Below are 25460 nucleotides of genomic sequence, written 5' to 3' on the forward strand. Positions count from 1 at the left end.
TATGAGTAATCCGAAACAACAACAAGAGCAAATTAATATTGAGTTAGATGAAACTATTGCGGAAGGAATTTATTCTAATCTTGCGATTATAAATCACTCATCATCAGAGTTTGTTTTAGATTTTGTGAGCATTATGCCCGGTATTCCTAAAGCCAAGGTAAAGTCAAGAATTGTCTTGACACCACAACATGCTAAAAGATTATTGCGAGCAATAGGTGAAAATATCCATCGATTTGAAGCTGCCCATGGCGAAATCAAAGAAACGGAACAAGCACCAATTCCGCTTAATTTTGGTCCGGCAGGACAAGCATAAATTTTAAAAGCCCCATTTTATGGGGCTTTTTTTATATTTAGTTTTGAATAAACTGCAGTTTATCTGATTTAATTTGCATTCGTCGACTAAATTTCTTTTTGCCTTTCGATTGTTTTAAATTAACTCTTCCTATGAAAGATTAATTTTTGAAATATAATGACTTATTAAGGTTGATTTAATTCAAAGTTTAAAAAAGCACTAATTTTATTAGTGCTTTTTTTATGTTTTAAAATGAAGTGCTTTTTTTAAAAAATATTTTCTTATCCCTTTCCAACCTTTTTATAAAAAAGGTACTCTATATAAGTAAGAACCGAAATAAAGGATTTTAATATAAACAGAGTGCGGTATGAAAAAGAAATTCACCTTAGAAATAGCAAGTCCATGTTCAGAAAATTTTGATAAAATGATTCCTAATGCAAGCGGTTCATTTTGTGATTCTTGTATGAAAAATGTAGTCGATTTGAGTAAAAAAACGAATTCTGAAGTTGCGAAATTTATTGCAGAAACTAGAGATCAAAACATTTGTGCTCGACTAAAAGTTACACAGCTTAATAAGGAGTTCGAGTACAATGAAACTTCAAAGATTAATAATTTTAAATATGCTGCAATGGCAGCGTCTGTTATGATTGCTTCAAGTTTAACTGCCCAAGAAAAGGAGCCTGTTAAAACTGAAATAGACTGTCCAAAACCAAATGTTTATAAGTTGGGTAAAATTGCTTATAATCAAACTGTAAATGAAGAAGTTTTGATCACGATAAGAGGAAAATTGTTAGAAAGGAAAACAAATAAACCTTTCGATAGAGAAACATATTCAAATTTGATGCTTTCTGTTAATAGCTCAGAGAATCCTGTGAAAATAAACACAAGAACAGGAGAGTTTTCTATAGCTGTAACAGTTCTGAAAAGTTGTAAAAGCTTAATGGTTACAATTAGCGGCAACGATTATTATCTTTCAAAAGAGATTCCTTTTTCTGTAAAATCAGTTAAGAATAATGTATTGATGCAAGATATTATTATAGATTCGGAAGAGCTTACAAAAATTTATATTGCTGGTGGATTGGGGATTAATTATACAAGGTAGTATCTATTTGTGGAAATAAAAAAAATAGGCTGTCTAATATTAGACAGCCTATTTTATATTTTTACTCGAAAAAGAAATTAATCAAATTCAGAGGTGAAGTATAATTTTACACTTGGATATTTACTTTGTGTCATTTGAATTGTAAAATCAGAATCAGCTAAGAATACCAATTGACCATATTTATCGTGAGCTAAGAATTTTTGCTTGATACGCTTAAACTCTTTAAATTCTTCGTTCTTCGCGTCATCAGGTTTTACCCAGCATGCTTTGTGTACAGGGAAATTCTCATAAGTACATTTTGCACCATATTCATGTTCTAAACGGTATTGAATAACCTCATATTGAAGTGCTCCAACCGTTCCAATAACTTTACGATTATTCATCTCCAAAGTAAATAGCTGCGCAACACCTTCATCCATTAGCTGATCGACACCTTTTTCTAATTGCTTAGCTTTCATCGGATCGGCATTATTAATGTATCTAAAGTGCTCTGGCGAGAAACTTGGAATTCCTTTAAAACTCATTACTTCACCTTCGGTTAAAGTATCTCCAATTTTAAAGTTTCCAGTATCATGTAAACCAACAATATCTCCTGGATAAGAAATATCAACGATTTCTTTTTTCTCAGCGAAAAAGGCATTTGGGCTTGAGAATTTTAAATTTTTCTTCTGGCGAACGTGGTAATAAGGCTTATTTCTTTCAAAAGTTCCAGAAACAATTTTAATAAACGCTAAACGGTCACGGTGTTTTGGGTCCATATTAGCATGGATTTTAAAAACAAAGCCAGTCATTTTTTCTTCTGCAGGATCAACCAAACGAGTTTCAGAATCTTTTGGTCTTGGTGATGGAGCAATAGTAACGAAACAATCTAATAATTCACGTACACCAAAATTGTTCAAAGCAGAACCAAAGAATACAGGTTGAATTTTTCCGTCTAAATAATCCTGACGCTCAAATTTTGGATAAACTTCATCAATTAATTCTAATTCTTCACGAAGTTTTTCAGCAGCCTTTTGACCAACAATTTTATCTAATTCAGGATTGTTTTGAACATCAGAAAAAGCAATTGTTTCTTCAATATTTTTACGACTGTCTCCGCTAAAAAGATTTATATTTTGTTCCCAAAGATTATAAATTCCCTGAAAATCATATCCCATTCCGATTGGGAAACTTAAAGGAGTAACTTTTAATCCTAATTTTTGCTCTACTTCATCCATCAAATCAAAAGCATCTTTACCTTCACGATCTAATTTGTTGATGAAAACAATCATAGGAATGTTACGCATTCTACAAACCGAAACTAGTTTTTCAGTTTGTTCCTCAACCCCTTTTGCAACGTCAATAACAACAATTACACTATCAACTGCTGTTAAAGTTCTAAAAGTATCTTCGGCAAAATCCTTGTGTCCCGGAGTATCAAGAATATTGATTTTTTTGTCTTTATAATTGAAAGCAAGTACAGAAGTCGAAACCGAAATACCTCTTTGGCGTTCGATTTCCATGAAATCACTCGTTGCTCCTTTTTTAATTTTATTATTTTTTACAGCTCCAGCTTCCTGAATAGCACCTCCAAACAACAATAATTTTTCCGTTAAAGTTGTTTTACCGGCATCAGGATGCGAGATAATTCCAAATGTTCTTCTGCGTTGTATTTCTTTTAAAAAACTCATATTTTATATAAATAGGTTGCAAAAGTACTATTAATTACGCCGATTTAAAAATAAATGCGACTCTGTTTTTAGAGTTGACGTTTTGGATTTTAGATAGATATCACATCAAAAATTCTCCAACTAATTCTTTTTAGTATATTAGTTTCTAGAATGCATATAATTTTTTGTTAATAGTATGGCTGATAGTTGTATTATGTAATTGAATTGTTATTTTTGTTCGTTTTAAGTAAAATAAATAGAAATTAACTATTTTGGCTTTTTAGAAATTAGAATAGTTGGCTAGATTACAGACAATACAGATCTTTACATTCAAATTAAATTTAAAATAATGTTATTAAAAAAATTACAGCTAAAAACAATTGGTTATAGACTAGTCTTAACAATGTGTTTTTTACTTTTTTTCAACTCCGTGATTTCAGCTCAGGAAATTATTAAGGATCCTGTGGCCGAGAAACCTGCAGAACTTCATACGGGGCAAAAACAGAAAATTGATGGTATTATTGCAACTGTTGGAGATTATATTGTTTTAGATTCTGATATTGATAAAGGTTACTTAGAAATTGCAAGTCAAGGAGGTAATATAAAAGATATTACAAGATGCCAAATGCTTGGAAAATTATTAGAAGATAAATTATATGCACATCAAGCAATTCAGGATAGTATCGTTGTAAGCGATGCAGAGGTTAGAGGAATGATGGATGAGCGATTGAATTATATGATACAACAAGTTGGAGACATCAATAAAGTTGTAGAATACTATAAAAAGAGCTCAGTTGAAGAGTTTAAAACTTATTTTGCCGACATATTGAAAGAGCAAAAATTAGCCTCAGAAATGAGAGATAAAATTGTTAAAGATGTTGAGATAACTCCTGAGGAAGTTCGTAATTTCTTTAAAAAAATACCAAAAGATGAATTGCCGACTTTTGGTGCTGAGATGGAAGTAGCACAGATTGTTGTTGATCCAGCAGTTTCTAAAGAGGATAAACAAAAAGTAATAGATCGATTAAATGATATTCGAAAAGACGTTTTAGAAGGATCTAGTTTCGCTACAAAGGCAGTTTTGTACTCGCAAGATCCTGCATCTTCACCTAATGGAGGTTATTACAAAATGACACGTAAAACACCTTTTGTAAAAGAATTTAAAGACGTTGCATTTAGTTTACAGGAAGGCGAAATTTCAGCACCGTTCGAAACTATTTTTGGATTCCATATCATTATGGTTGATAAAATTAAAGGACAAGAAGTTGAATTACGTCACATATTAATTGCTCCTACAGTTTCTGAAAATGCTTTGAAAGAAGCAAAAGAAAGAGCTGCAAACATTAGAGCTAAAATTGTAAGTAAAACGATCACTTTTGCAGAAGCAGCAAGAACTGAATCAGATGAAAAAGAAACAAGAGCAAACGGTGGAACTTTGGTAAATCCAAATACACAGGATACTCGTTTTGAATTGACTAAAATGGATCCAACTTTATACAGTCAGGTTTCAAATTTAAAAGATGATGAAGTTTCTCAGCCAATTTTAAATACTGATGACAAAGGAAAGAAAACGTATAAGTTAATTACGGTTACTAATAGAATTAACGACCATACAGCAGATTATGCTAAAGATTATACTAAAATTAAAGAATTAGCTTTAAAAGAAAAACAAATCAATGCAATCGCGAAATGGTTTGATACTAAAATTAAAGACACTTACATTAAAATTATTGGAGAGTACAGAGATTGTACTTTTGCAAACAATTGGTTGAAAAAATAATTTTTATTAAATAAAGAAAAAGAGTTAGTTTTATGAATTCATAAAGCTGACTCTTTTTAATTTTAAATACACTTATAAATGTCTGATGTAACAGCAATTCATAATTTAGTTCAGAAACGCAATGAATTAAAAAACGAAATAGCAAAAGTAATTGTAGGGCAGGATGCCGTAATTGACGAAATTTTACTTTGTATATTTTCTGGCGGACATGCACTTTTAATTGGTGTTCCGGGACTGGCAAAAACATTAATGATAAATACTTTGGCACAAGCTTTAGGTTTAGATTTTAAAAGAATTCAGTTTACACCAGATTTAATGCCTTCAGATATTTTAGGAAGTGAAATTTTGGATGAAAACAGGCATTTTAAGTTTATAAAAGGGCCAATATTTTCTAATATTATTTTGGCAGATGAGATTAATAGAACGCCTCCAAAAACACAAGCAGCATTGCTTGAAGCAATGCAAGAGCGTTCAGTTACAATTGCGGGACATAATTATAAATTAGATTTGCCTTATTTTGTATTAGCAACGCAAAATCCAATTGAGCAGGAGGGAACTTATCCATTGCCTGAAGCGCAGTTAGACCGTTTTATGTTTGCTATTAAATTAGAGTATCCAACTTTTGAAGAAGAAGTAAAAGTAGTTAAACAAACAACATCTGATAATAAAGTTGAAGTTAAGCCTTTGTTTACGGCACAGGAAATTATTGATTTTCAGCATTTGATTCGTAGAATTCCTGTGGCAGATAATGTTGTTGAATATGCAGTTACTTTAGTAAGTAAAACACGTCCTGATAATTCATTGTCTAATGATTTTGTGAAGAATTATTTAGATTGGGGAGCAGGACCAAGAGCATCGCAAAATTTAATTTTAGCGGCAAAAGCTCATGCTGCTTTCAATGGTAAGTTTTCGCCGGATATTGAAGATGTTAAAGCGGTAGCAACTGGAATTTTGCGACATAGAATTATTAAAAATTATAAAGCCGACGCTGAAGGAATAACTGAAGAAGTTATTATTAAAAAGCTGATGTAAATTATACGATTTAGATTGTAAAAAAGCCTGATAAATACTATCAGGCTTTTTTGTTTTGATTTGGAAAAAGTATTGAATTTTTGATTCCGAACGAAAGGCAAAATTGATGCGTAAAAGCGCAACTATAACGTTATAATTGCTTATTTAGAACTGTTCTGTCCTAAAATAGAAGTAAAATCTCACTTACATTATTATGCCTAATTTCGACTTTGCTAAAGAAAAGTTTTTAAAATATCAATAATTCATTTTTTTAATGTAAAACTGATATTTTGACAAAAACAAGTAGTGAAAATCGTTTTTTAATAATAATAATTTTTGAAATCGCGACTTCTATTATATTATTTTTAATTCTCGGCTTTAATATTTAAATTTGCGTACAAAAAAACAAAAATACTTCTAACATATTATGAATACTTACAAAGATTACATTAAAGAAATCGAAGAAAGAAAAGGCCAAGGACTACACCCAAAGCCAATTGATGGTGCAGAATTAGTAAGCGAAATTATTTCGCAAATTAAAGATTTAGATAACGAATACAGAGAAGATTCTCTTAAGTTTTTTATCTATAATACTTTGCCGGGTACTACAAGTGCAGCTGGTGAAAAAGCTAAGTTTTTAAAAGAAATCATATTAGGTGAGTCACTAGTAAAAGAAATCACTCCAACTTTTGCTTTTGAATTATTATCACACATGAAAGGCGGGCCTTCTATTGAAGTGTTGCTAGATCTAGCTTTAGGTAATGACGCTGCAATTGCTGAAGAAGCAGCAAAAGTGCTGAAAACACAAGTTTTCCTTTATGAAGCAGATACTGATCGTTTAATAGAAGCATTCAAAAATAATAACGCAATAGCAAAAGAAATTCTTGAAAGCTATGCAAAAGCAGAATTCTTTACAAAACTACCAGAAGTAGCAGATGAAGTTAAGGTTGTAACTTTTATTGCTGGTGAAGGTGATATTTCAACAGATTTACTTTCTCCGGGTAATCAAGCTCACTCGCGTTCAGATCGTGAGCTTCACGGTCAGTGTATGATTACTCCGCAAGCGCAGAAAGAAATTAGAGAATTGCAAGCACAACATCCTGACAAAAGTGTAATGTTGATTGCAGAGAAAGGAACAATGGGAGTTGGTTCTTCAAGAATGTCAGGTGTAAATAACGTGGCTCTTTGGACAGGAAAACAAGCAAGCCCATATATTCCATTCGTAAACATCGCTCCAATCGTTGGTGGTACAAACGGAATTTCTCCAATTTTCTTAACAACAGTTGATGTTACTGGTGGTATTGGTCTAGATCTTAAAAACTGGGTAAAAAAGGTTGATGCAGAAGGTAATGTTGTTCGTAATGAAAATGACGAGCCAATTTTAGAGCAAGCATATTCTGTTGCTACAGGAACAGTGCTTACAATTAATATTAAAGAGAAAAAATTATATAACGGAGATCAAGAATTAATAGACATTTCTAAGGCATTTACGCCTCAAAAAATGGAATTTATTAAAGCTGGTGGTTCGTATGCGATTGTATTTGGTAAAAAACTTCAAACACTTGCAGCAAAAGTTTTAAATGTTGAAGCACCTCTTGTATTTGCTCCATCAAAAGAAATTTCTCATGCGGGACAAGGTCTTACTGCAGTAGAGAAAATCTTCAACAAAAATGCAGTAGGTATTACTCCAGGTAAAGTATTGCATGCTGGTTCAGATGTTCGTGTAGAAGTTAATATCGTAGGTTCGCAAGATACTACAGGTCTTATGACTGCTCAGGAATTAGAATCTATGGCTGCAACAGTAATTTCACCAATCGTTGATGGTGCATACCAATCAGGTTGTCACACTGCTTCGGTTTGGGATAAAAAAGCGCAGGCAAACATTCCAAAATTGATGAAATTCATGAACGATTTCGGATTAATTACAGCTCGTGACCCGAAAGGTGTTTACCATGCAATGACTGACGTTATTCATAAAGTACTTAATGATATCACTATTGATGAGTGGGCTATCATTATTGGTGGTGACTCTCATACAAGAATGTCAAAAGGGGTAGCTTTTGGAGCTGACTCAGGAACAGTTGCTCTTGCTCTTGCTACTGGAGAAGCTTCAATGCCAATTCCAGAATCTGTAAAAGTAACTTTCAAAGGAGACATGAAAGGTTATATGGATTTCCGTGATGTGGTTCACGCTACACAAGCGCAAATGCTTCACCAATTTGGAGGAGAAAATGTATTCCAAGGAAGAATCATTGAGGTTCACATTGGTACACTTACCGCTGACCAAGCCTTTACATTTACTGACTGGACTGCTGAGATGAAAGCAAAAGCTTCTATCTGTATTTCCGAAGATGATACTTTGATCGAGTCATTGGAAATTGCAAAGGGCAGAATCCAAATCATGATTGATAAAGGAATGGATAACGAAAAACGTGTTCTTCAAGGATTGATCAATAAAGCAGATAAGAGAATTGCAGAAATTAAGTCTGCTGAGAAACCAGCTTTAACACCAGATGCTAATGCTAAATATTATGCTGAAGTTGTAGTAGATCTTGATCTGATTTCTGAGCCAATGATTGCTGATCCAGATGTAAATAATAAAGATGTTTCTAAAAGATATACTCACGATACCATTAGACCTTTATCTTTCTACGGTGGAGAGAAAAAAGTAGATCTTGGATTTATCGGTTCTTGTATGGTTCATAAAGGAGATATGAAAATCCTTGCTCAAATGTTGAAAAACGTAGAAGCACAAACTGGAAAAGTTGAATTTAATGCTCCTCTTGTAGTAGCACCGCCTACTTACAACATTGTAGATGAGCTTAAAGCAGAAGGTGACTGGGAAGTTTTACAAAGATATTCTGGTTTCGAATTTGACGATAATGCGCCTAAAGGTGCTGCTCGTACTGAATATGAGAACATGCTATATTTAGAGCGTCCAGGATGTAACCTATGTATGGGTAACCAAGAGAAAGCAGCAAAAGGAGATACAGTAATGGCAACTTCAACTCGTCTTTTCCAAGGAAGAGTTGTAGAAGATACTGAAGGTAAAAAAGGAGAATCATTACTATCATCTACACCAGTTGTGGTTTTATCTACAATTTTAGGTAGAACTCCAACATTAGAAGAGTATACAACTGCTGTAGAAGGCATCAACTTGACTAAGTTTGCACCTTCTAACAAACAGTTAGTTATGTAATCCTACGATTGTTAATATTTAAAAGCCCGAGTGATAAACTCGGGCTTTTTCTTTTATAGCTGCTCTATTTTTTGTAACTTGTCATGTTCAAAATAAAAAAAAACAAAAACAAATACTTATGGCTTTTGATATTGAAATGATTAAAAAAGTGTATGAGAACATGCCGAGTCGTGTTGATAAAGCACGCGAGATTGTTGGCCGTCCACTTACATTAACGGAGAAAATTTTATACAATCACCTTTGGGATGGTAATCCAACCAAAGCGTTTGGAAGAGGTATTGATTATGTTGATTTTGCACCAGACCGTGTAGCGTGTCAAGATGCGACAGCACAAATGGCATTATTGCAGTTTATGCATGCAGGTAAATCTAAAGTAGCAGTTCCTACGACAGTACACTGTGATCACTTGATTCAAGCAAAAGTAGATGCTGCAACAGATTTGGCCAGAGCAAAAACACAAAGTAATGAAGTTTTTGACTTCTTATCATCAGTTTCAAATAAGTACGGAATTGGTTTTTGGAAACCAGGAGCAGGAATTATTCACCAAGTAGTACTTGAAAATTACGCTTTCCCTGGAGGAATGATGATTGGTACCGATTCTCACACGGTAAATGCTGGAGGATTAGGAATGGTTGCTATTGGAGTTGGTGGTGCCGATGCTGTAGATGTAATGTCGGGAATGGCATGGGAACTTAAATTTCCTAAATTAATTGGAGTTAAATTAACTGGTAAATTATCAGGATGGACTGCTCCCAAAGATGTTATTCTTAAAGTGGCAGGTATTCTTACCGTAAAAGGTGGTACAGGTGCTATTGTTGAATATTTTGGAGAAGGAGCAACTTCTATGTCGTGTACAGGAAAGGGAACAATTTGTAATATGGGCGCTGAAATTGGAGCTACTACATCAACTTTTGGTTACGATGCTTCAATGGGACGTTACCTGCGTTCTACAAACAGAGCCGATGTTGCTGATGCTGCCGATAAAATTGCTTCATATTTAACAGGAGATCCAGAAGTATATGCTGAACCAGAAAAATATTTTGATCAAGTTATCGAAATCAATTTATCTGAACTAGAGCCGCACTTAAATGGTCCGTTTACGCCAGATTTAGCTACTCCAATTTCTAAAATGAAAGAAGAAGCGATTAAAAACAACTGGCCATTGCAAATTCAGGTTGGTTTAATAGGTTCATGTACCAACTCTTCATATGAAGATATTTCTCGTGCCGCTTCATTAGCGAAACAAGTAGCAGATAAGAATTTAAAAACAAAAGCAGAATTTACGATTACTCCAGGTTCTGAAGTGGTTCGTTCAACTATCGAAAGAGACGGATTTATAGATACATTCCACAAAATTGGAGCAACTGTTTTTGCCAATGCCTGCGGACCATGTATTGGTATGTGGGATAGAGAAGGAGCAGAAAAAGAAGAGAGAAATACAATTGTTCATTCTTTCAATCGTAACTTTTCAAAACGTGCTGATGGTAATCCTAATACGTTAGCTTTCGTAGGTTCGCCAGAATTAGTAACAGCAATGGCAATCGCTGGTGATTTAAGTTTTAATCCATTAACAGATAAATTAATCAATGAAGACGGCGAAGAAGTAATGCTGGATGCTCCAACAGGAGATGAGCTTCCTTCTAAAGGTTTCTATGCTGAAGATCCAGGATTTCAAGCTCCAGCAGCAGATGGTTCAGGAGTTCAGGTAGTAGTTAGTCCTACATCAGAACGATTACAGCTGTTAGCTCCTTTTGATGCTTGGGATGGAAAAAATATTACAGGTGCTAAATTATTAATCAAAGCATTCGGAAAATGTACAACAGACCATATTTCTATGGCTGGACCATGGTTGCGTTTCCGCGGACATTTAGATAATATTTCGAATAATATGTTGATTGGAGCTGTAAATGCTTACAACCAAAAAACAAATTCAGTTAAAAATCAACTAACAGGAAAATATGATGCTGTGCCTGCCGTTGCTCGTGCATACAAAGCAGCTGGAGTTCCGTCTATCGTTGTTGGAGATCATAATTACGGAGAAGGTTCTTCTCGTGAACATGCCGCTATGGAACCTCGTTTCTTAGGTGTAAAAGCGGTATTGGTAAAATCTTTCGCTCGTATCCATGAAACAAACCTTAAAAAACAAGGTCTTTTAGGATTGACTTTTGCAAACGAAGCAGATTACGATAAGATTCAAGAAGATGATACAATCAATTTCTTAGACTTAACGGAATTTGCACCAGGAAAACCATTAACGTTAGAATTTGTTCATACAGATGGCACAAAAGATATTATCTTGGCTAACCATACGTATAATGAAGGGCAAATTGGCTGGTTCGTTGCAGGATCGGCATTAAACTTAATTGCTGCCGGTAAAGCTTAATATTTTTTAGATCAATTATACTAAAAACGTTCTGTGAAAACAGAGCGTTTTTTATTTATTATAATTAGAAACTAATTTATTTAAAGCTTTAAGGTTTCAGCAGTTTCGCTTCCCCATTGAGCAATGGCTTTAAGTAATGGAATAAGTGTTCTGCCAAACGAAGTTAATTCATAATCTACCCTTAATGGTGGTTTATTTGTGTGAACAGTTCGTGTTATAAGCCCATCTTCTTCAAGTTCTTTCAGTTGAAGGCTTAATGTTCGTTCTGTAATAACTTTACATTCTTTTCTTAATTCACTATATCGCTTTTTTTCGATTAAATGAATAAGAATTACTGCTTTCCATTTGCCGCCTATATATTTCATTGTTAGGCTTGTACTGCAAGGATATTCTTTGTTGTCTATACTATACATCTGTTACTATCAATTTTAACCGTTATTGCAAAGATAGTTTACTATACTTAGTTTTGTAACAATAAAAAGTATAGTATAAATAAAAAATTAAAGATATGAGTTTTTTAGACCTTGCAAAGAGCAGGTACGCAACAAAAAAGTATGATGCGGCCAAAAAGATTACACCAGAACAAATTGAAGAGTTGAAAGAGATCATTCGATTAAGTCCTTCTTCTATAAACAGCCAGCCGTGGAAGTTTACTTTTGTGACCAACGAAACAGTAAAAAGAGAACTAGCTGCCCAATCCTATATGAACGAACAATCTATTAACGATGTTGGTCTTTTAGTGGTGTTTAGTGTAATAGAAGATATTGAGCATTTTGAGAAACGAAATATCTCTATTCTTCCAGAAGCATGGAGAACTCTTTTTTACGAACCAATGGTAAAATCGAATGGAGATGTGGCAACGAAATCCTGGATGGAACATCAAGTGTATCTTTCATTAGGTTATTTTTTGAGTGCTTGCATAAGTATGGGACTTGATGCTACACCAATGGAAGGAATAAACATAGAGGGTTATAAGCAAATATTGCCGCAAGATGGGTATGCACCGCTATTTTCTGTTACGGTTGGATATGCTGATTTAAGTGATTGGGCGCATCCAACGGTTTTGCCAAAATCTCGTTTTGAACTGGATGAGGTTGTACATTCTATTTAAATTGAAAACAGGTGTCATTTCTATAGTACCTGTTTTTTATTTTTATGTCGATTCTATCTGGGCAAGGGAAGTAGTTTTCAAAAAAACTATTGATTCTCTTTAACTAAAGGCGTTTTTTGGATTAAGGTTTTAATGCGGATTGGCTTCGTGTTTTCGAATTCATCAACAGAAATACTATAAGTGGCAGCAGAAGGATTCGTGCTGTATTCATTGTAAGTGTAACCGCCAATTATGTATAATTTGTCTCCGTAAAAATGCATTGTCGAGGATTTCAACTCAAGATCAATTAAGTATTCTTTTAACTGATTTGAATTTACGTCATACACATATAATCTTCGATCGTTAAAAATGTAAATTATATTGCCTTGAGAAGTTACTGCGGGGTTTTCTAGAGGAGAAAAAAGTTCTCCTTCGTTTTGCCATTTTTCATCAAGCAAATTCAAACTTACTATTTCAGATAAAGGTTGTCCATTATTTCCGCCAATTAAATAAATTTTATCTCCTATTAAAACACCATTTGCTTCTTTCGCAGTCGGCATATCCGAAAGTTCATACCACAAGCCAGAAGGAATATTGTAAAAACGAACTTTGTTAGTGAAAGTTTTTTTACCTTTTAGAGTTGTTTTTATTGAACCTCCCATAACAATAATATTGTCTTTATAAGTAAACGAAGAAAAATTGACTGCCTGATGCGGATTAGTCTTATCAATCGTAATTGTATTTTTGCTTAAATCAAGAACTTCAATTTCATTTTCTAAATATTCAAATTTAGCATTCCTTGATATTCGCTTTCCTCCCAAAACATAAATCTTGTTATCGTAATAATGGAGTTTATTATAAGCTCTTTTTTTGAATTTTATTTCAGAAGTCTGCCAGCTGTCAGCATTGATGTCATAAATCAAAAAATCACCTCTATATGAATGAGAGCCTTCTTGACGACGAAGTTCATCATAAAAAGTTCTCATGAAAATTTCGGTATCAGTATTTACTGTTTTATCCTTCGCCTTTTGAAAAGCATCAGATTCATAAGAAGCGTCGCCTCCAATAATATAAATTTTACCATCTTTTACCAGAGACCCAAAAGAATAAATAGCATTTTTTAAAGGAGCCAATTTCGTAAAAGCAATTTTCGATTTTAATTTTAATTTGCCATTCGCAGAAACAGCTATTTCAGATAAATTTTCTGTTTCTTCTTTCAGATAAATTTTAAAATTAAGCTTTCTAAGCTCTTTAAATGAAATTTTAGAAATTTGGTATCCAATATGAGAGAATTGTAAAGTATCAGTTTCATTAAAGCTTGATTCTTTTCGTATCATAAACTTCCCTTTTCTATCACTCAATGTTTTAAAGTTTTTTGAAGAACAAACGATATTTACATCTGAAATAGGTTGATTGCTTGTAGAAACTACAGTTCCTTCAGTATTTTGAGCATTTGATAAAAACGAAGATAAAAGAAAGATGAAGAGTAATTTTTTCACAAGTTTTTATTAGTTAAGTTAAGGATAAATCTCTTTTGGAACATTATTTTTGTTTAAAAAACTGCAATTCAAAAATTTGACACAATTTTAATGCCGTACTTGTTAAAATGAAGTGAATTAGTTGTTAAAAATAGTGTGTTTTTTACTTTAAAAAGTTAAATTCGCTTTTTAGGTAATATAGTTGCTCTTTTTGAGTTTAAATTGTTATCTAAACTTAAAAAAGATAGATAAACTTTAATAGGTGAGTATGGTTTTTAGATTAATTATAGTATTGTTTTTTTTTAGTGTTGGTGCTTTTTCTCAAGAAAAGTTTACCAAACATAAAATCTCAAAAGGAGAAAACATTACTGTAATTGCTAAAAAGTATGGTGTAAAAGTAAAAGATATCCAAGATGCAAATCTTAATGCGCCTAAAGTTTTAAAACTAAATTCGGTTTTATTAATTCCGAATAAAAATGTTCGTACTGCTCAGAAATCTTCTCAAAATGAAGCAAGTAAAACGAAAAATATAGCTTATGATGCTCCAGGTTCACATGAAGTTTCGCAAAAAGAAACGCTTTGGGGAATTGCTAAAAAATACAATGTTTCTGTTGATGAATTGAAAAAAGCTAATCCAACATTAGAAACAGACGGTTTAAAAATAGGACAGCATCTAAATATTCCTTCTAATGCAGTAGTTTCAGAAAATGTAGTTAATACAGAAAATGTAAAACCAGAAATTGTTCCTGTTGCAAATACAGAGCTTAACGTTAAAGTACAAGTTAAAGAGACAAAATACTCAATTGCTAAGAAGTACGGAATAACAGTCGCAGAATTAGAGCGTCAGAATCCATCTATCAAAAAGAAACTCCGAGTAGGGCAATCTTTAAAGATTAGTACCACAGCAGAAAAAGCCAATCAATTATTAGAAACAGCCGATTTAAATACTGGGAAACAAGGCGATATTTCTTCAAATGTAGTCGCGGTTACTCCAAATGGAGTTAATACTGATGTAACAAAACCTGAAATTATTACTTCAGAAAACACAGAAGTTGTCGTTGAGGTGCAGCCAAAAGAAACAAAGTACGCTATTGCAAAAAGATATGGAATTACAGTAGCTGAATTAGAACGACAAAATCCATCAATAAAAGGAAAACTTCCAGTAGGATCTGTTTTAAAGATTAAAACCACTAAGGAAAAGGCTGATGCTTTAAATGCAAATTCATCTCAAGTAATTGATAATAATCAGCCATCAATAGAAGTTGCAGATAATTCAAATGTTGCTAAAGACTCGGGAATTGTTAGAATAAGCAATCATTCCGATTTAATTAATCAGCTGATTAGTAATGCGACCGAAAATATAGGAACACGTTACCGTTCTGGAGGAACTACAAAAGCAGGTTTTGACTGTTCAGGTTTAATGTTTTGTACTTTCGGTAATTTCGACATTAAGCTGCCAAGAAGTTCAATAGAACAATCTCGCATAGGAACAAAAATAGCTTCAGAAGAAGCTCAAAAAGGCGATTTAATTTTCTTTAAAACCAATGGAAGACGCCATATAAATCATGTTGGTATGGTTGTTGAAAATGTCGATGGCGAGATTAAATTTGTACATTCCTCTACTCACGGCGGTGTTATGATTTCTTCAACAAAAGAAGCTTATTACACAAGAGCATTTTCGCAAGTAAATCGTGTTTTAGATTAATTAAAAAATAGAGAAAGTTTATTTTTTAATACTTTATTCTAATTTGTGCCAAAAGTGGCCGCATCCATTTTTGCATTCAGTATTTCTCCTTTCAGTATCAGTTATTTTAAATACCCAAATTAATGACGTTACTGTTTTCTTATTTTCTGCCTCAGGAAGCTCACTTAATTTATTAAATGCGATTTTAGTATCGTAGGTTTTTAGAATCACAATTGATGTGTAGGTCTGTTTTAATGGGATTGTATTTATTGCCCTTTGATAAGTTTCCGTATTATAATCCACTTTGTTTGGTATAGAATTGAAAATGTAATTTTTTAATAGTGCAAAAACATCTTCAAAATTAAAATCATCACTTTCAAGTAAAAGTCTTAAGCCTTGATTAAAGCTTATTCTGTCTTGTGCAATCTTATTTATCAGCAGTTCTATTGGACTTATCATTTTTCAAATTTTGGTTACAACTAAAATAAGAAATATCTCTTTTAAGTTATATCTAACCGTTATTTTCATTTTTAGATCAATTTCTGAATTTAAAATTTCAAGATATAGAATTTCAGAAAAAAGTATATCTTTAACCAACCAAAAACCAAAAAAATGCAAGAAAACGACCAAGAAAATTTTAAAAGAGAACTCGGATTATTAGACGGAACCATGCTTGTGGTTGGTTCTATGATTGGATCTGGAATATTTATTGTAAGTGCTGATATCGCCAGACAAGTAGGCTCAGCAGGATGGCTCACGCTAATTTGGTTAATTTCAGGATTAATAACTGTTATTGCCGCTGTAAGTTATGGCGAATTAAGTGCAATGTTTCCAAAAGCTGGCGGACAATATGTGTATCTAAAAGAAGCATACAACAAGTTAATTGCATTTTTGTATGGCTGGAGTTTCTTTGCGGTAATTCAAACTGGTACAATTGCCGCTGTTGGAGTTGCTTTTTCGAAGTTTGCTGCATATTTGTATGAACCCTTTAGCGATGAAAATATACTGTATGAGATTGGCTCTTTTAAGCTCAATGCAGCACAGTTAGTTTCGATATTCACTATAATTTTATTGACATATATCAATAGTCGCGGTGTAAAAAACGGTAAAATACTGCAAACCGTTTTAACAATTATCAAGATTTTATCATTACTAGGATTAATTATTTTTGGATTAACGCTTGCAGCAAAAGCTTCTGTATGGGACGCTAACTGGGCAGACGCTTGGAATACACGTTCGTCTGACAAAGAAAGCGGTTCGTGGATGCCAATTGGAGGTACAGCTTTGATTACTGGAATTTCCGCAGCAATGGTTGGTTCTTTATTTTCGAGTGATGCATGGAACGGAGTTACTTTTATTGCAGGCGAAATTAAAAACCCAAAACGTAACGTTGGTTTCAGTTTATTTTTAGGAACTTTTATTGTTACAATTATTTACGTTCTTACAAATATTATGTATTTGGCAGTAATTCCGCTTGATGAAATCGCAACAGCAAAATCTGATCGTGTGGCAGTTGTAGCATCACAATATATTTTTGGAAACATAGGAACTTTGATTATTGCAATAATGATTATGATTTCGACTTTTGCCTGCAATAACGGATTGATTATGGCTGGTGCAAGAGTTTATTATACAATGGCAAACGATGGCTTGTTCTTTAAGAAAGCTGCAGTTTTAAATAGTTCAAGTGTGCCGGCTTGGGCACTTTGGGCACAGTGTATCTGGGCTTCCGCTTTATGTCTTACAGGGAAATATGGTGATTTGTTAGATTTTGTAATCATCATTGTTTTGATTTTTTATATTCTTACGATTTATGGAATTTTTATCTTACGCAAGAAAATGCCGGATATCGAAAGACCTTATAAAGCGTTTGGATATCCTTTTTTACCAATGTTGTATATAATAATTGCAACAGCAATTTGTATATCATTGCTTGTTGTGAAATTTTCAACTTGCGGTTGGGGCGTATTGATTATGCTTACAGGAATACCAGTTTATTATCTAACAAAACCAAAAGAAGTTTAGTACTGGCTTTGAGCTAAAAGTAATATCTAGATATAAAAAAACGCCTTATTCATAAGGCGTTTTTTCGTTATAATTAAGATGAATGATTTAAATATACAGAATCTCCATGAAGAAAACTTTTATGAGGTTTAAGCCAAATCATTATTAATTCTTTCCTCAGTAGGTCTTAAGAAAATTAGATATATTATAATAAGTATCCCAAATAATATAAAATCAGGTTTTAAGAATAATATTAGAAAAGCAGCACCTTCTAGAACTGCCCATCGCATTATAGAAGCAGTTTGATAAACAGGCAGTTTGTCTTCCGTTTTTAATTTAGGATCGATTTGTTTTAATTGCGATTTGAACAAAAATGTACTTAAAACGAAAGCCAAAATTGGGATGAAAACATATACAATTGACGACGAATCTATAACGGGAATGTTTTTTAATTTTTCAATTGAAAGCTCTCCTAAAAGGAAATAAGCAAGGATTGTTCCTGCACAAACTGCAAGATGAATAATTTGCAGGGTTTTGATTTTTTCGGTCATGATTTGGTTTTTTGAGAGTACAATATAAAACTAAAAAATCTGCGGGCAATAAAAAAATAGTGAGTTACTAAGCTTGGAGCATAAAAAAAAGACACTGTTTAGAAAAACAGTGTCTTTTGATGTTAAATAATCTATTGAAACTGTTATACAACAGCGGGTTCAACAGAAGATTTTATAGTTGAATTAATAATAGAAATAGTAAGCGGGTCTGATTCTCCAGAGAAAAAAGCATCTAATATTTCTTGAAATATCGGATTTGTATTTTCAGTCATAGAAAAAAGTGTCATAGATGAACGTAATTTTCGAGCATCTAAATCCCCAAGAATTCCATCAGCTGATTTTCTTTTAAAAGTTAATAACAGCTCTGAAATCTCTATAAGATGTTTTCCTAAAATAGGATGGTCTAAAAATTCTGACGCTTCTTTTAAATCGGCAATTGCATAAAGATTTGCAGTATCACTTTTACCTAATCCTTTAACCTGTGGAAAAATGAACCACATCCAGTGAGTTTCTTTCTTTCCTTTTTTAATTTCTGAAAGTGCGGTAAGATAAAGTTTATTCTGCGCATCTAAAAAGCGCGCTAAATCATTGTTTGAATATGCCATTTGTGGTATTGTATTTAAAAAAGGGTTGCAAAAGTACTAAAAAAGAAAGGGTCTGCCTAATAAAAGGTGCACGTAGTGAGTATTTTAACTTTTTTCTGCAGAATTTTCCTTACCATTATTGAGTAAGAAAAAGCTCATTTAGAGTTGTTTATATATCATAAACTCGTTTAGTTTGTCTAAAAGTCAGATTTATTCTAGGCAAAACCTGCCGTGCTGTTTTTGGAACTTGATGCTGCCAAAAACTATTAGTAGTTCCCGACATTAATAAAAAAGAACCATGATGCAGCGGAATTTCAACCTGTGGAATTTCCTTGCTGTATTTATGTCGGAGTCTGAACATTCTCGTTTCGCCAAAAGTTACCGAAGCGATAATAGGATTTGGTCCCGTATTATGTTCTTTGTCACTGTGCCAGCCAACACCATCATTTCCATTTCTATATAAATTTAGCAGAAGACTATTAAAATCAAGCTGAGTTTCTTTCTCTACACGGCTCCGAATGGTTAATAATTCATAAGTCCAATCTGGTCCATTTAGATCTGCTCCGGGATTATCTTTGTCTTCATACCAAGAAATCATTCGAGGAACAGTGTAAGTTTTATCATAAATTTCCATTTCATATTCTCTCCATTTGGTTTTGCGAAGTATTCTTTCGTAAAAACGATCAGATTCTTCTTTGCTAAAAAAATTATCTATAAGAATAAGTTCTGAGTCAGGAATGTCAAATATTTTTTTGCCTTCCAAACCAGTCGCAAATAATTCGGTGTCGTTAAATAGTGTCATAACTTAAATTTTCTAAGTTCAGGCTTAATTCTGAAAATGCTTATTGAAGAATACTTTTCGAGGATATTTTTCTGCGAAAGCAAAAATCAATTGTTCTATATATTGATTGCTTTTATAAGTCGTAACATAGTTTTTTACTTCTTCAGGATCATGAATCGAAATATCTGATGGAATATAACCCATACCATAAAAATGACCGTTTTCAATCCAAATACAACTGCGTTCCTCTTTTGATCTTCCCTTGTCTATAATAGCAAAAGAAGGTCTGTTGTTCAATAAAAAAGCAATAGCATTATCAACTTGTTCGTTATGAAGCAAAACATCAGGCAGATTTCTAACATCATTATTTTGCGGAAGTTCTCCTTCTTCGGGTCTGGAATATTTGCAGAATCGTTGATCAATTTCAAATTGTGCAGACAGATCTCGGAGTAAATTTATAGCGTTATACAAACTATTAAATTCATGAATGCAAGTCTGAAATTTGCTCAGTTTTCCAACAGCTAAATATTTATAACCGTTTCGTGCTTCATATTGATAAATGCCAAATTTTGCTTCAAAACGTTTTAATGCTCTATTGTAGGTTGGCCAAAGTTGTTTTATTTCCGTGCATTCTAATAAAAGTGCCATCAATTCGGTAGCGCAGATTTCAAAGGAAATTCCGTGAATATCTCTCAAGAAATGCTGTCTTTGAGAATTGATATTATTGCCGCTAAAATGCGATGCCACACGTTTTTTTACATTGATAGCTTTTCCAACATAAATCACTTTTTTCGCCTGATTATAAAAATAATACACACCTGGTTTTTCAGGTAAATTATTAAAATCATCTGGTGGAAGGTTAGGAGGTAGGCGCTGATCTTGAGCCGTTTTTTTAATCATATTCTCGATTTCTCCCGCGTCATCCCATTCTAACAGAAGAGAAAATAATACAGCAGTCGCATCTGCGTCTCCACCAGCGCGGTGTCTGTTTTCTAGAGATATATTTAAAGAATTGCAAAGATTTCCTAAACTGTAAGAACCTAAACCCGGCTTGATTTTTCTTGCTGCACGAACTGTACAAAGTTTTTGTGCCGACCATTTAAAACCTGCTTGCTCCAGCTGATGGTGAACAAATGAATAATCGAAGTTTACATTATGAGCAACAAAAATACGATCAGTAAGCATTTCCAATACTTTCTCTGAAATGTCATCAAAAATAGGTGCGTTCGCCACCATTTCGTTATTAATACCCGTTAATCCAAAAATAGAAAGAGGGATATCCTGTTCTGGATTTACAAGAGTTTCATAACGATCCAACACTTTTGTACCATCATGAATAATAATGGCAATTTCTGTAATGCGGCTGCCACTGGCATTTCCGCCTGTGGTTTCAATATCGACTATGGCATATTCCGTATTTTTCATCTGTATATAACGTAAATTCTTCGTTAGTTATTTAATTTTTAACACATAGAAACATAGATTTTCTTTGAGATAAAAGGCATTTCACTTGTTTAAAACAAACATAACTATGTGTGAAAACTTGTTTTCTTTTATTTCTTTTTTTAAGTTTTGAACCTATGCTTCTATGTGTTTAAATAAATTTTTAAAATTTCATTCGATGTCTTGGCAGATTAATTTCGTGTCCTTGCGGATAAGGTTTACGATGTGTTAGGCTTATATCTTCTTTAATTTGGTTTTGTGTTTTATATTGGTCTTTAGAATCCATATAACGCGGATCTGGAATAAAAGGCATTTTTGCCATTTTAATTATTGTTATCGTTGGGAAATGATAATCAACTTCAACATTTCCTAATAATAAATAGCAGCCGCCACCCTGAAACGGATATTTTTCTAAGCTGTCAGGAAAATGTGCCGTATCAAAATAAGTACCTTCATGATCAATCCAGGTTCCAAAATACATAGTTCCTTTTTTTGTAGGAACGTGTTTTCTAGAAATCAAGTAAGCCAGCATTCGAACTTGTCTTTTATGATATTTGACTAAATCTTTAGCCATAATATCGCCGCGATGTTTGGTTTGCAAAATGTCAAAAACCGTACACGAAACAGGAAAACTCAGTAATTCGATTTCGTCAAAAGCATCTTCAAAAACAGAACGTTCCAATGTCGGAAGTTTATATTCTTTAACAGGTTCTTGTAAAAGTTTTAAATTCCTGTTTTCAGGTTTAAAATTGTTCAGCAGCAAACTTGCAATAACCAAAAGCTGGTTTTTAGTTTTTCCTGTAAAACGAAAAGCACCAATGAAAATCAAAATTTTGATATTTTCAATCCCTATTGGAATACGATTGATGAAATCTTCTAAAGAAATATAATCACCATTTTTATTTCGGTCTTCCTCAATTAAATGTGCTGTTTTCGATTCCAAACTCTGAATGTGCATAAAACCGAGGTAAATATCTGTACCATATAAAGTAGTTTGATATTCGCTTTTATTCACACATGGATTATGAATTGTTCCGCCAGACATTCGTGCTTCATGTACATAAACTTCAGTTCTGTAAAATCCGCCCTGATTATTGATTACCGCAGTCATAAACTCAATAGGATAGTACACTTTCAGATATAAACTCTGATAACTCTCAACAGCATAAGAAGCCGAGTGCGCTTTGCAAAAAGAATATCCAGCAAATGATTCAATCTGACGATAAATTTCCTGACTTAAACCAACTGGATGTCCTTTTTGAGCACAGCAGGCAAAGAAATTATCTTTTACTTTTTGTAAAGCTTCTAGAGATCTTCCTTTTCCAGACATGGCACGACGAAGAATATCACCATCAGCAGCGGGAAGTCCGCCGTAATGTAAAGCGATTTTGATAACATCTTCCTGATAGACCATAATACCGTAGGTTTCACCAAGCTGTTCTTTGAAAACTTCATGAAAATATTCAAATTGCTGTGGATTATTATGACGAAAAATATACTCTTTCATCATTCCCGATTGTGCAACGCCGGGACGAATGATAGACGATGCAGCAACCAGAATTTTATAATTATCACAATTTAAACGACGTAATAAGCCACGCATAGCAGGACTTTCGATATAAAAACAGCCAATCGTTTTTCCCTGTGCCAGATAAACATTGCACAAAGCTTCATCTTTAGAAATCGAAGTATTACGAATGTCAACTTTTATTCCTCGGTTTTTAGCAATCAGTTTTACACTGTCATCAATATGCCCAATGCCTCGCTGACTCAGAATATCGAATTTTTCAAAACCAATTTCTTCTGCAATATGCATATCAAAAAGCACAATTGGAAATCCTTTTGGAGGCATTTCTAAGGGCGTGTAATTCGTAATTGGCTCTTCAGAAATCAGAATTCCGCAGGCATGCATACTGCGCTGGTTTGGATATTTTTCGAGCAGCATTCCGTATTGCTGAACCAGTTTTACAATTTTATTGGTTTCATGCAAAGCCATTGGATTCTTGGCCAGCATATCAAGTTCTTCTTTCGGAAGTCCAAAAACTTTTCCAACTTCCCTAAATATAGATCGGTATTTAAATTCGACATTCGTACCGCAGAAAGCAACATGATTTCGACCGTATTTTCCGAAGATATATTCTAGAATTATATTGCGTTCCTGCCAGCTCCAGTCAATATCAAAATCAGGCGGCGTTTTACGGTTGAGGTTTAAGAACCGTTCAAAATACAAATCCAGCTCGATAGGACAGATATCGGTTATTCCAAGACAATACGCAATGATGCTGTTGGCACCGCTTCCACGTCCAATGTGCATGAAACCTTGACTATTACTGTATTGAATAATATCCCAAGTAATTAAAAAATAACCGCTGAATTGCAATTCGTCAATAACTTTTAATTCTTTTGCTACACGAGCTTTTGCTTCTAAATTATCTTTATCGTAACGATTTTTAAATCCTTCCCAAGCTAAATCAGTAAGTTTTTCTAAATCTTCCTGACGGCTTTTTGTATAGAATCTTTTGTTTTTTGGAGTTTCAAAATCATATTCGAAATTACAGGAATCAATGATTTTTTGCGTATTGCTTATAATTTCAGGATATTTTTCATAGAAAGGCAAAAGAGATTCTACCGGTTGCATGATATCCGAAACTTTGCAGTAATCCGCTTCTGTAAGTTTTGATAAAATAATATTAGTGTCAATTGCCCGAAGAATTTTATGCAGATTGTATTCTGTTTTGGTTCTAAAAGTTACTGACTGTAAAACTACCATCTGAGCAATTTTATTTTTGTGTTCTGATGTAAAAAGCCTCGAAACTTCTTCAGGACGAATACCGATAAATTCATTTTCGCGAAGAACTTTCGGAGCATTTTCTAAAGTATAAATCACAAAAACCGATTTGAATTCGGGCGCCGTCAAAGGCAGGTTTTCTCCACTGAAATTATGTTCGGTTAAAAATCGATTCATTTCAGCTAAACCTTCTGTATTTTGAGCCAAACCGATAAATCGGAATTGATGATTACAGCGAAATTCTATTCCAACTAAAGGTTTAATTTCTTTTTCCTGACAAGCTCTTATGAAATCATAAATACCTGTTACGGTATTAATATCTGTTAATGCCATTGCTTTTACACCAAATGAAACGGCTTGGCTAATCAATTCCTTAAGCGGAATTGTGCCGTAACGTAATGAATGATATGAATGACAATTAAGATACATTATTTGTTGCGTTTTAAAATTTCGTCTTTAGTGTTTGGTTTAAAAGAAGCTCCTGCACAGCGCATTACAGCATCAAATCCATAACGTTTTTTCATTTTATCCATCGCTTCATAAAGTGAAAGCATTTCCTGAGTGTCTTCAAAAAGATCAATTTGATAAGTACCGCGCACCAATCCGCTGAAGCGAACGCCAATCAAGCGCAATCGCATACGACGCTGATAAACTTTCTCGAAAAGTTCGGTTACATTTTTAGTCAGAATATGATCGGCTGAGGTATAAGCTACTCGGCATTGTTTGGTTTCGGTATCAAAATTGGCGTAACGTATTTTAACCGTAACCGTTGAGGTCAGCCATTGTTCTGCACGAAGCTGAAAAGCTAATTTTTCGACCATTCCCAACAATATCCTTCTCAGTTTTGCAATATCTATAGTGTCTTGAGTAAAAGTAGTTTCAGTAGAAATTGATTTTCTTTCCGTATAAGGTTCAACAGGTGTGTTGTCAATTCCGTGTGCTTTTTTCCAAAGTTCAAGACCATTTTTGCCAATCATTTGCTGTAAAACCTCAGCAGGCATTTCGGCCAAAGTCTGAATTTTACGAACGCCAATTCTAGACAAAAGCTGAAAAGTAACTGCACCAACCATTGGGATTTTCTGAATCGATAACGGATTTAAAAAGTCTTGTACACCTTGTTCTGGAATTTCAAGATTCCCTACAGGTTTACCTTCTCCGGTAGCAATTTTAGAAACGGTTTTATTGATGGATAATGAAAAACTAATGGGAAGCCCTGTTTCTTTAATGACTTTTTGAGCCAATTCATCTGTCCATTTATAATTGCCGTGAAATTTATCCATTCCAGTAATATCCAAATAAAATTCATCGATACTCGCTTTTTCCATTACTGGCGCTTTTTCCTGAATAATCTGGGTAACATCATGCGATAACTGCGAATATAATTCCATATCGCCTTTCATAACTTTAGCCTGTGGACAAAGTTTCAGCGCCATATGAATAGGCATGGCAGAACGCACTCCAAAACGGCGCGCTTCATAAGAACAAGATGCTACAACACCGCGATCTCCGCCACCTATAATAAGCGGAATATCATTGAGTTCAGAGTTGGTGCGTCTTTCGCAGGATACAAAAAAGGTATCCAGATCCATATGTACAATTGCCCTTGCCATTTTCCTTTTTGTTTTTGTATGGAACAAAATT

The 25460-nt window shown here is 33.6% G+C and carries 19 protein-coding genes; 9 read left to right on the forward strand and 10 right to left on the reverse strand.

Annotated features, from left to right (window positions below; translation table 11 throughout):
* The first annotated feature begins 1 nt into the window (after position 1).
* Both NLG42_RS10080 and NLG42_RS10085 read left to right on the forward strand, forming a co-directional pair.
* Complete coding sequence (locus NLG42_RS10080; RefSeq protein WP_012024017.1) at positions 2–313, forward strand: DUF3467 domain-containing protein; 312 nt, start codon at positions 2–4, stop codon at positions 311–313.
* Between the two features lie 346 nt (positions 314–659).
* The gene (locus tag NLG42_RS10085) at positions 660–1394 is read left to right on the forward strand and encodes a hypothetical protein (protein ID WP_257683656.1); all 735 of its coding nucleotides are present in this window, start codon (positions 660–662) and stop codon (positions 1392–1394) included.
* A gap of 77 nt (positions 1395–1471) precedes the next feature.
* Here NLG42_RS10085 and NLG42_RS10090 read toward each other — a convergent pair whose 3' ends face one another.
* The gene (locus tag NLG42_RS10090; protein ID WP_089059273.1) at positions 1472–3064 is read right to left on the reverse strand and encodes a peptide chain release factor 3; all 1593 of its coding nucleotides are present in this window, start codon (positions 3062–3064) and stop codon (positions 1472–1474) included.
* Between the two features lie 328 nt (positions 3065–3392).
* Between NLG42_RS10090 and NLG42_RS10095 the strand changes: the two genes are divergently transcribed.
* The 4 genes from NLG42_RS10095 (at position 3393) to NLG42_RS10110 (ending at position 11416) form a co-directional block, all read left to right on the forward strand.
* Positions 3393–4823: a peptidylprolyl isomerase gene (locus NLG42_RS10095; RefSeq protein ID WP_257683657.1), complete on the forward strand. Its 1431-nt coding sequence runs from the start codon at positions 3393–3395 to the stop codon at positions 4821–4823.
* 78 nt (positions 4824–4901) lie between these two features.
* Complete coding sequence (locus NLG42_RS10100; protein ID WP_089059275.1) at positions 4902–5855, forward strand: AAA family ATPase; 954 nt, start codon at positions 4902–4904, stop codon at positions 5853–5855.
* A 406-nt stretch (positions 5856–6261) separates the two neighbouring features.
* The gene (locus tag NLG42_RS10105; RefSeq protein WP_089059276.1) at positions 6262–9033 is read left to right on the forward strand and encodes a bifunctional aconitate hydratase 2/2-methylisocitrate dehydratase; all 2772 of its coding nucleotides are present in this window, start codon (positions 6262–6264) and stop codon (positions 9031–9033) included.
* Between the two features lie 118 nt (positions 9034–9151).
* A complete protein-coding gene (locus NLG42_RS10110; RefSeq protein WP_099720102.1) occupies positions 9152–11416 on the forward strand; it encodes an aconitate hydratase in 2265 nt (754 codons plus the stop codon).
* An 80-nt stretch (positions 11417–11496) separates the two neighbouring features.
* On the opposite strand, the gene NLG42_RS10115 is transcribed toward NLG42_RS10110, so the two are convergent.
* Positions 11497–11829, reverse strand: coding sequence for a winged helix-turn-helix transcriptional regulator (locus NLG42_RS10115; RefSeq protein ID WP_089059278.1), 333 nt, complete (start codon positions 11827–11829; stop codon positions 11497–11499).
* Between the two features lie 95 nt (positions 11830–11924).
* On the opposite strand from NLG42_RS10115, the gene NLG42_RS10120 reads away from it, so the two are divergent.
* The gene (locus tag NLG42_RS10120) at positions 11925–12527 is read left to right on the forward strand and encodes an NAD(P)H-dependent oxidoreductase (RefSeq protein ID WP_257683658.1); all 603 of its coding nucleotides are present in this window, start codon (positions 11925–11927) and stop codon (positions 12525–12527) included.
* 86 nt (positions 12528–12613) lie between these two features.
* On the opposite strand, the gene NLG42_RS10125 is transcribed toward NLG42_RS10120, so the two are convergent.
* Positions 12614–14005: a Kelch repeat-containing protein gene (locus NLG42_RS10125; RefSeq protein WP_257683659.1), complete on the reverse strand. Its 1392-nt coding sequence runs from the start codon at positions 14003–14005 to the stop codon at positions 12614–12616.
* Between the two features lie 247 nt (positions 14006–14252).
* On the opposite strand from NLG42_RS10125, the gene NLG42_RS10130 reads away from it, so the two are divergent.
* Positions 14253–15689, forward strand: coding sequence for a LysM peptidoglycan-binding domain-containing protein (locus tag NLG42_RS10130; protein ID WP_257683660.1), 1437 nt, complete (start codon positions 14253–14255; stop codon positions 15687–15689).
* Positions 15690–15722: 33 nt separating this feature from the next.
* On the opposite strand, the gene NLG42_RS10135 is transcribed toward NLG42_RS10130, so the two are convergent.
* Entirely contained in the window at positions 15723–16127 is a 405-nt protein-coding gene (locus tag NLG42_RS10135; RefSeq protein WP_257683661.1) for a DUF5958 family protein, read from the reverse strand.
* Positions 16128–16280: 153 nt separating this feature from the next.
* Here NLG42_RS10135 and NLG42_RS10140 point away from each other — a divergent pair, with 153 nt between their 5' ends.
* A complete protein-coding gene (locus NLG42_RS10140) occupies positions 16281–17693 on the forward strand; it encodes an APC family permease (protein WP_257683662.1) in 1413 nt (470 codons plus the stop codon).
* 128 nt (positions 17694–17821) lie between these two features.
* Here the strand turns inward: NLG42_RS10140 and NLG42_RS10145 are convergent, their stop codons facing one another.
* From NLG42_RS10145 to dinB, 6 genes are all read right to left on the reverse strand, one after another.
* Positions 17822–18223 carry an MFS transporter gene (locus tag NLG42_RS10145; protein ID WP_099720097.1) on the reverse strand — a complete coding sequence of 134 codons (402 nt, stop codon included), beginning with the start codon at positions 18221–18223 and terminating at the stop codon, positions 17822–17824.
* A gap of 143 nt (positions 18224–18366) precedes the next feature.
* Positions 18367–18828: a DUF1810 domain-containing protein gene (locus NLG42_RS10150; RefSeq protein ID WP_089059284.1), complete on the reverse strand. Its 462-nt coding sequence runs from the start codon at positions 18826–18828 to the stop codon at positions 18367–18369.
* 148 nt (positions 18829–18976) lie between these two features.
* A complete protein-coding gene (locus NLG42_RS10155; RefSeq protein WP_089059285.1) occupies positions 18977–19609 on the reverse strand; it encodes an alpha-ketoglutarate-dependent dioxygenase AlkB family protein in 633 nt (210 codons plus the stop codon).
* A gap of 24 nt (positions 19610–19633) precedes the next feature.
* Positions 19634–21013 (reverse strand): exonuclease domain-containing protein, encoded by a 1380-nt coding sequence (locus NLG42_RS10160; RefSeq protein ID WP_257683663.1) that lies wholly within the window; start codon positions 21011–21013, stop codon positions 19634–19636.
* A 181-nt stretch (positions 21014–21194) separates the two neighbouring features.
* Complete coding sequence (locus tag NLG42_RS10165) at positions 21195–24248, reverse strand: DNA polymerase III subunit alpha (protein WP_257683664.1); 3054 nt, start codon at positions 24246–24248, stop codon at positions 21195–21197.
* Positions 24248–25429, reverse strand: a complete 1182-nt coding sequence (gene dinB, locus NLG42_RS10170) for a DNA polymerase IV (protein WP_257683665.1) — start codon at positions 25427–25429, stop codon at positions 24248–24250. Before dinB ends, NLG42_RS10165 begins: the two co-directional genes overlap by 1 nt.
* Between the last annotated feature and the right edge of the window lie 31 nt (positions 25430–25460).

The organism is Flavobacterium plurextorum, from assembly GCF_024638035.1.
Taxonomy (GTDB): Bacteria; Bacteroidota; Bacteroidia; order Flavobacteriales; family Flavobacteriaceae; genus Flavobacterium; species Flavobacterium plurextorum.

What these genes read in the sequence shown, in the direction of transcription:
- NLG42_RS10105 (WP_089059276.1), top strand. Translation starts at nt 6,262, where the DNA reads ATGAATACTTACAAAGATTACATTAAAGAAATCGAAGAAAGAAAAGGC.
- dinB (WP_257683665.1), bottom strand. Translation starts at nt 25,429, where the DNA reads ATGGCAAGGGCAATTGTACATATGGATCTGGATACCTTTTTTGTATCC.
- NLG42_RS10145 (WP_099720097.1), bottom strand. Translation starts at nt 18,223, where the DNA reads ATGACCGAAAAAATCAAAACCCTGCAAATTATTCATCTTGCAGTTTGT.
- NLG42_RS10150 (WP_089059284.1), bottom strand. Translation starts at nt 18,828, where the DNA reads ATGGCATATTCAAACAATGATTTAGCGCGCTTTTTAGATGCGCAGAAT.
- NLG42_RS10130 (WP_257683660.1), top strand. Translation starts at nt 14,253, where the DNA reads ATGGTTTTTAGATTAATTATAGTATTGTTTTTTTTTAGTGTTGGTGCT.
- NLG42_RS10135 (WP_257683661.1), bottom strand. Translation starts at nt 16,127, where the DNA reads ATGATAAGTCCAATAGAACTGCTGATAAATAAGATTGCACAAGACAGA.
- NLG42_RS10095 (WP_257683657.1), top strand. Translation starts at nt 3,393, where the DNA reads ATGTTATTAAAAAAATTACAGCTAAAAACAATTGGTTATAGACTAGTC.
- NLG42_RS10090 (WP_089059273.1), bottom strand. Translation starts at nt 3,064, where the DNA reads ATGAGTTTTTTAAAAGAAATACAACGCAGAAGAACATTTGGAATTATC.
- NLG42_RS10115 (WP_089059278.1), bottom strand. Translation starts at nt 11,829, where the DNA reads ATGTATAGTATAGACAACAAAGAATATCCTTGCAGTACAAGCCTAACA.
- NLG42_RS10140 (WP_257683662.1), top strand. Translation starts at nt 16,281, where the DNA reads ATGCAAGAAAACGACCAAGAAAATTTTAAAAGAGAACTCGGATTATTA.
- NLG42_RS10120 (WP_257683658.1), top strand. Translation starts at nt 11,925, where the DNA reads ATGAGTTTTTTAGACCTTGCAAAGAGCAGGTACGCAACAAAAAAGTAT.
- NLG42_RS10165 (WP_257683664.1), bottom strand. Translation starts at nt 24,248, where the DNA reads ATGTATCTTAATTGTCATTCATATCATTCATTACGTTACGGCACAATT.
- NLG42_RS10160 (WP_257683663.1), bottom strand. Translation starts at nt 21,013, where the DNA reads ATGAAAAATACGGAATATGCCATAGTCGATATTGAAACCACAGGCGGA.
- NLG42_RS10155 (WP_089059285.1), bottom strand. Translation starts at nt 19,609, where the DNA reads ATGACACTATTTAACGACACCGAATTATTTGCGACTGGTTTGGAAGGC.
- NLG42_RS10100 (WP_089059275.1), top strand. Translation starts at nt 4,902, where the DNA reads ATGTCTGATGTAACAGCAATTCATAATTTAGTTCAGAAACGCAATGAA.
- NLG42_RS10085 (WP_257683656.1), top strand. Translation starts at nt 660, where the DNA reads ATGAAAAAGAAATTCACCTTAGAAATAGCAAGTCCATGTTCAGAAAAT.
- NLG42_RS10080 (WP_012024017.1), top strand. Translation starts at nt 2, where the DNA reads ATGAGTAATCCGAAACAACAACAAGAGCAAATTAATATTGAGTTAGAT.
- NLG42_RS10110 (WP_099720102.1), top strand. Translation starts at nt 9,152, where the DNA reads ATGGCTTTTGATATTGAAATGATTAAAAAAGTGTATGAGAACATGCCG.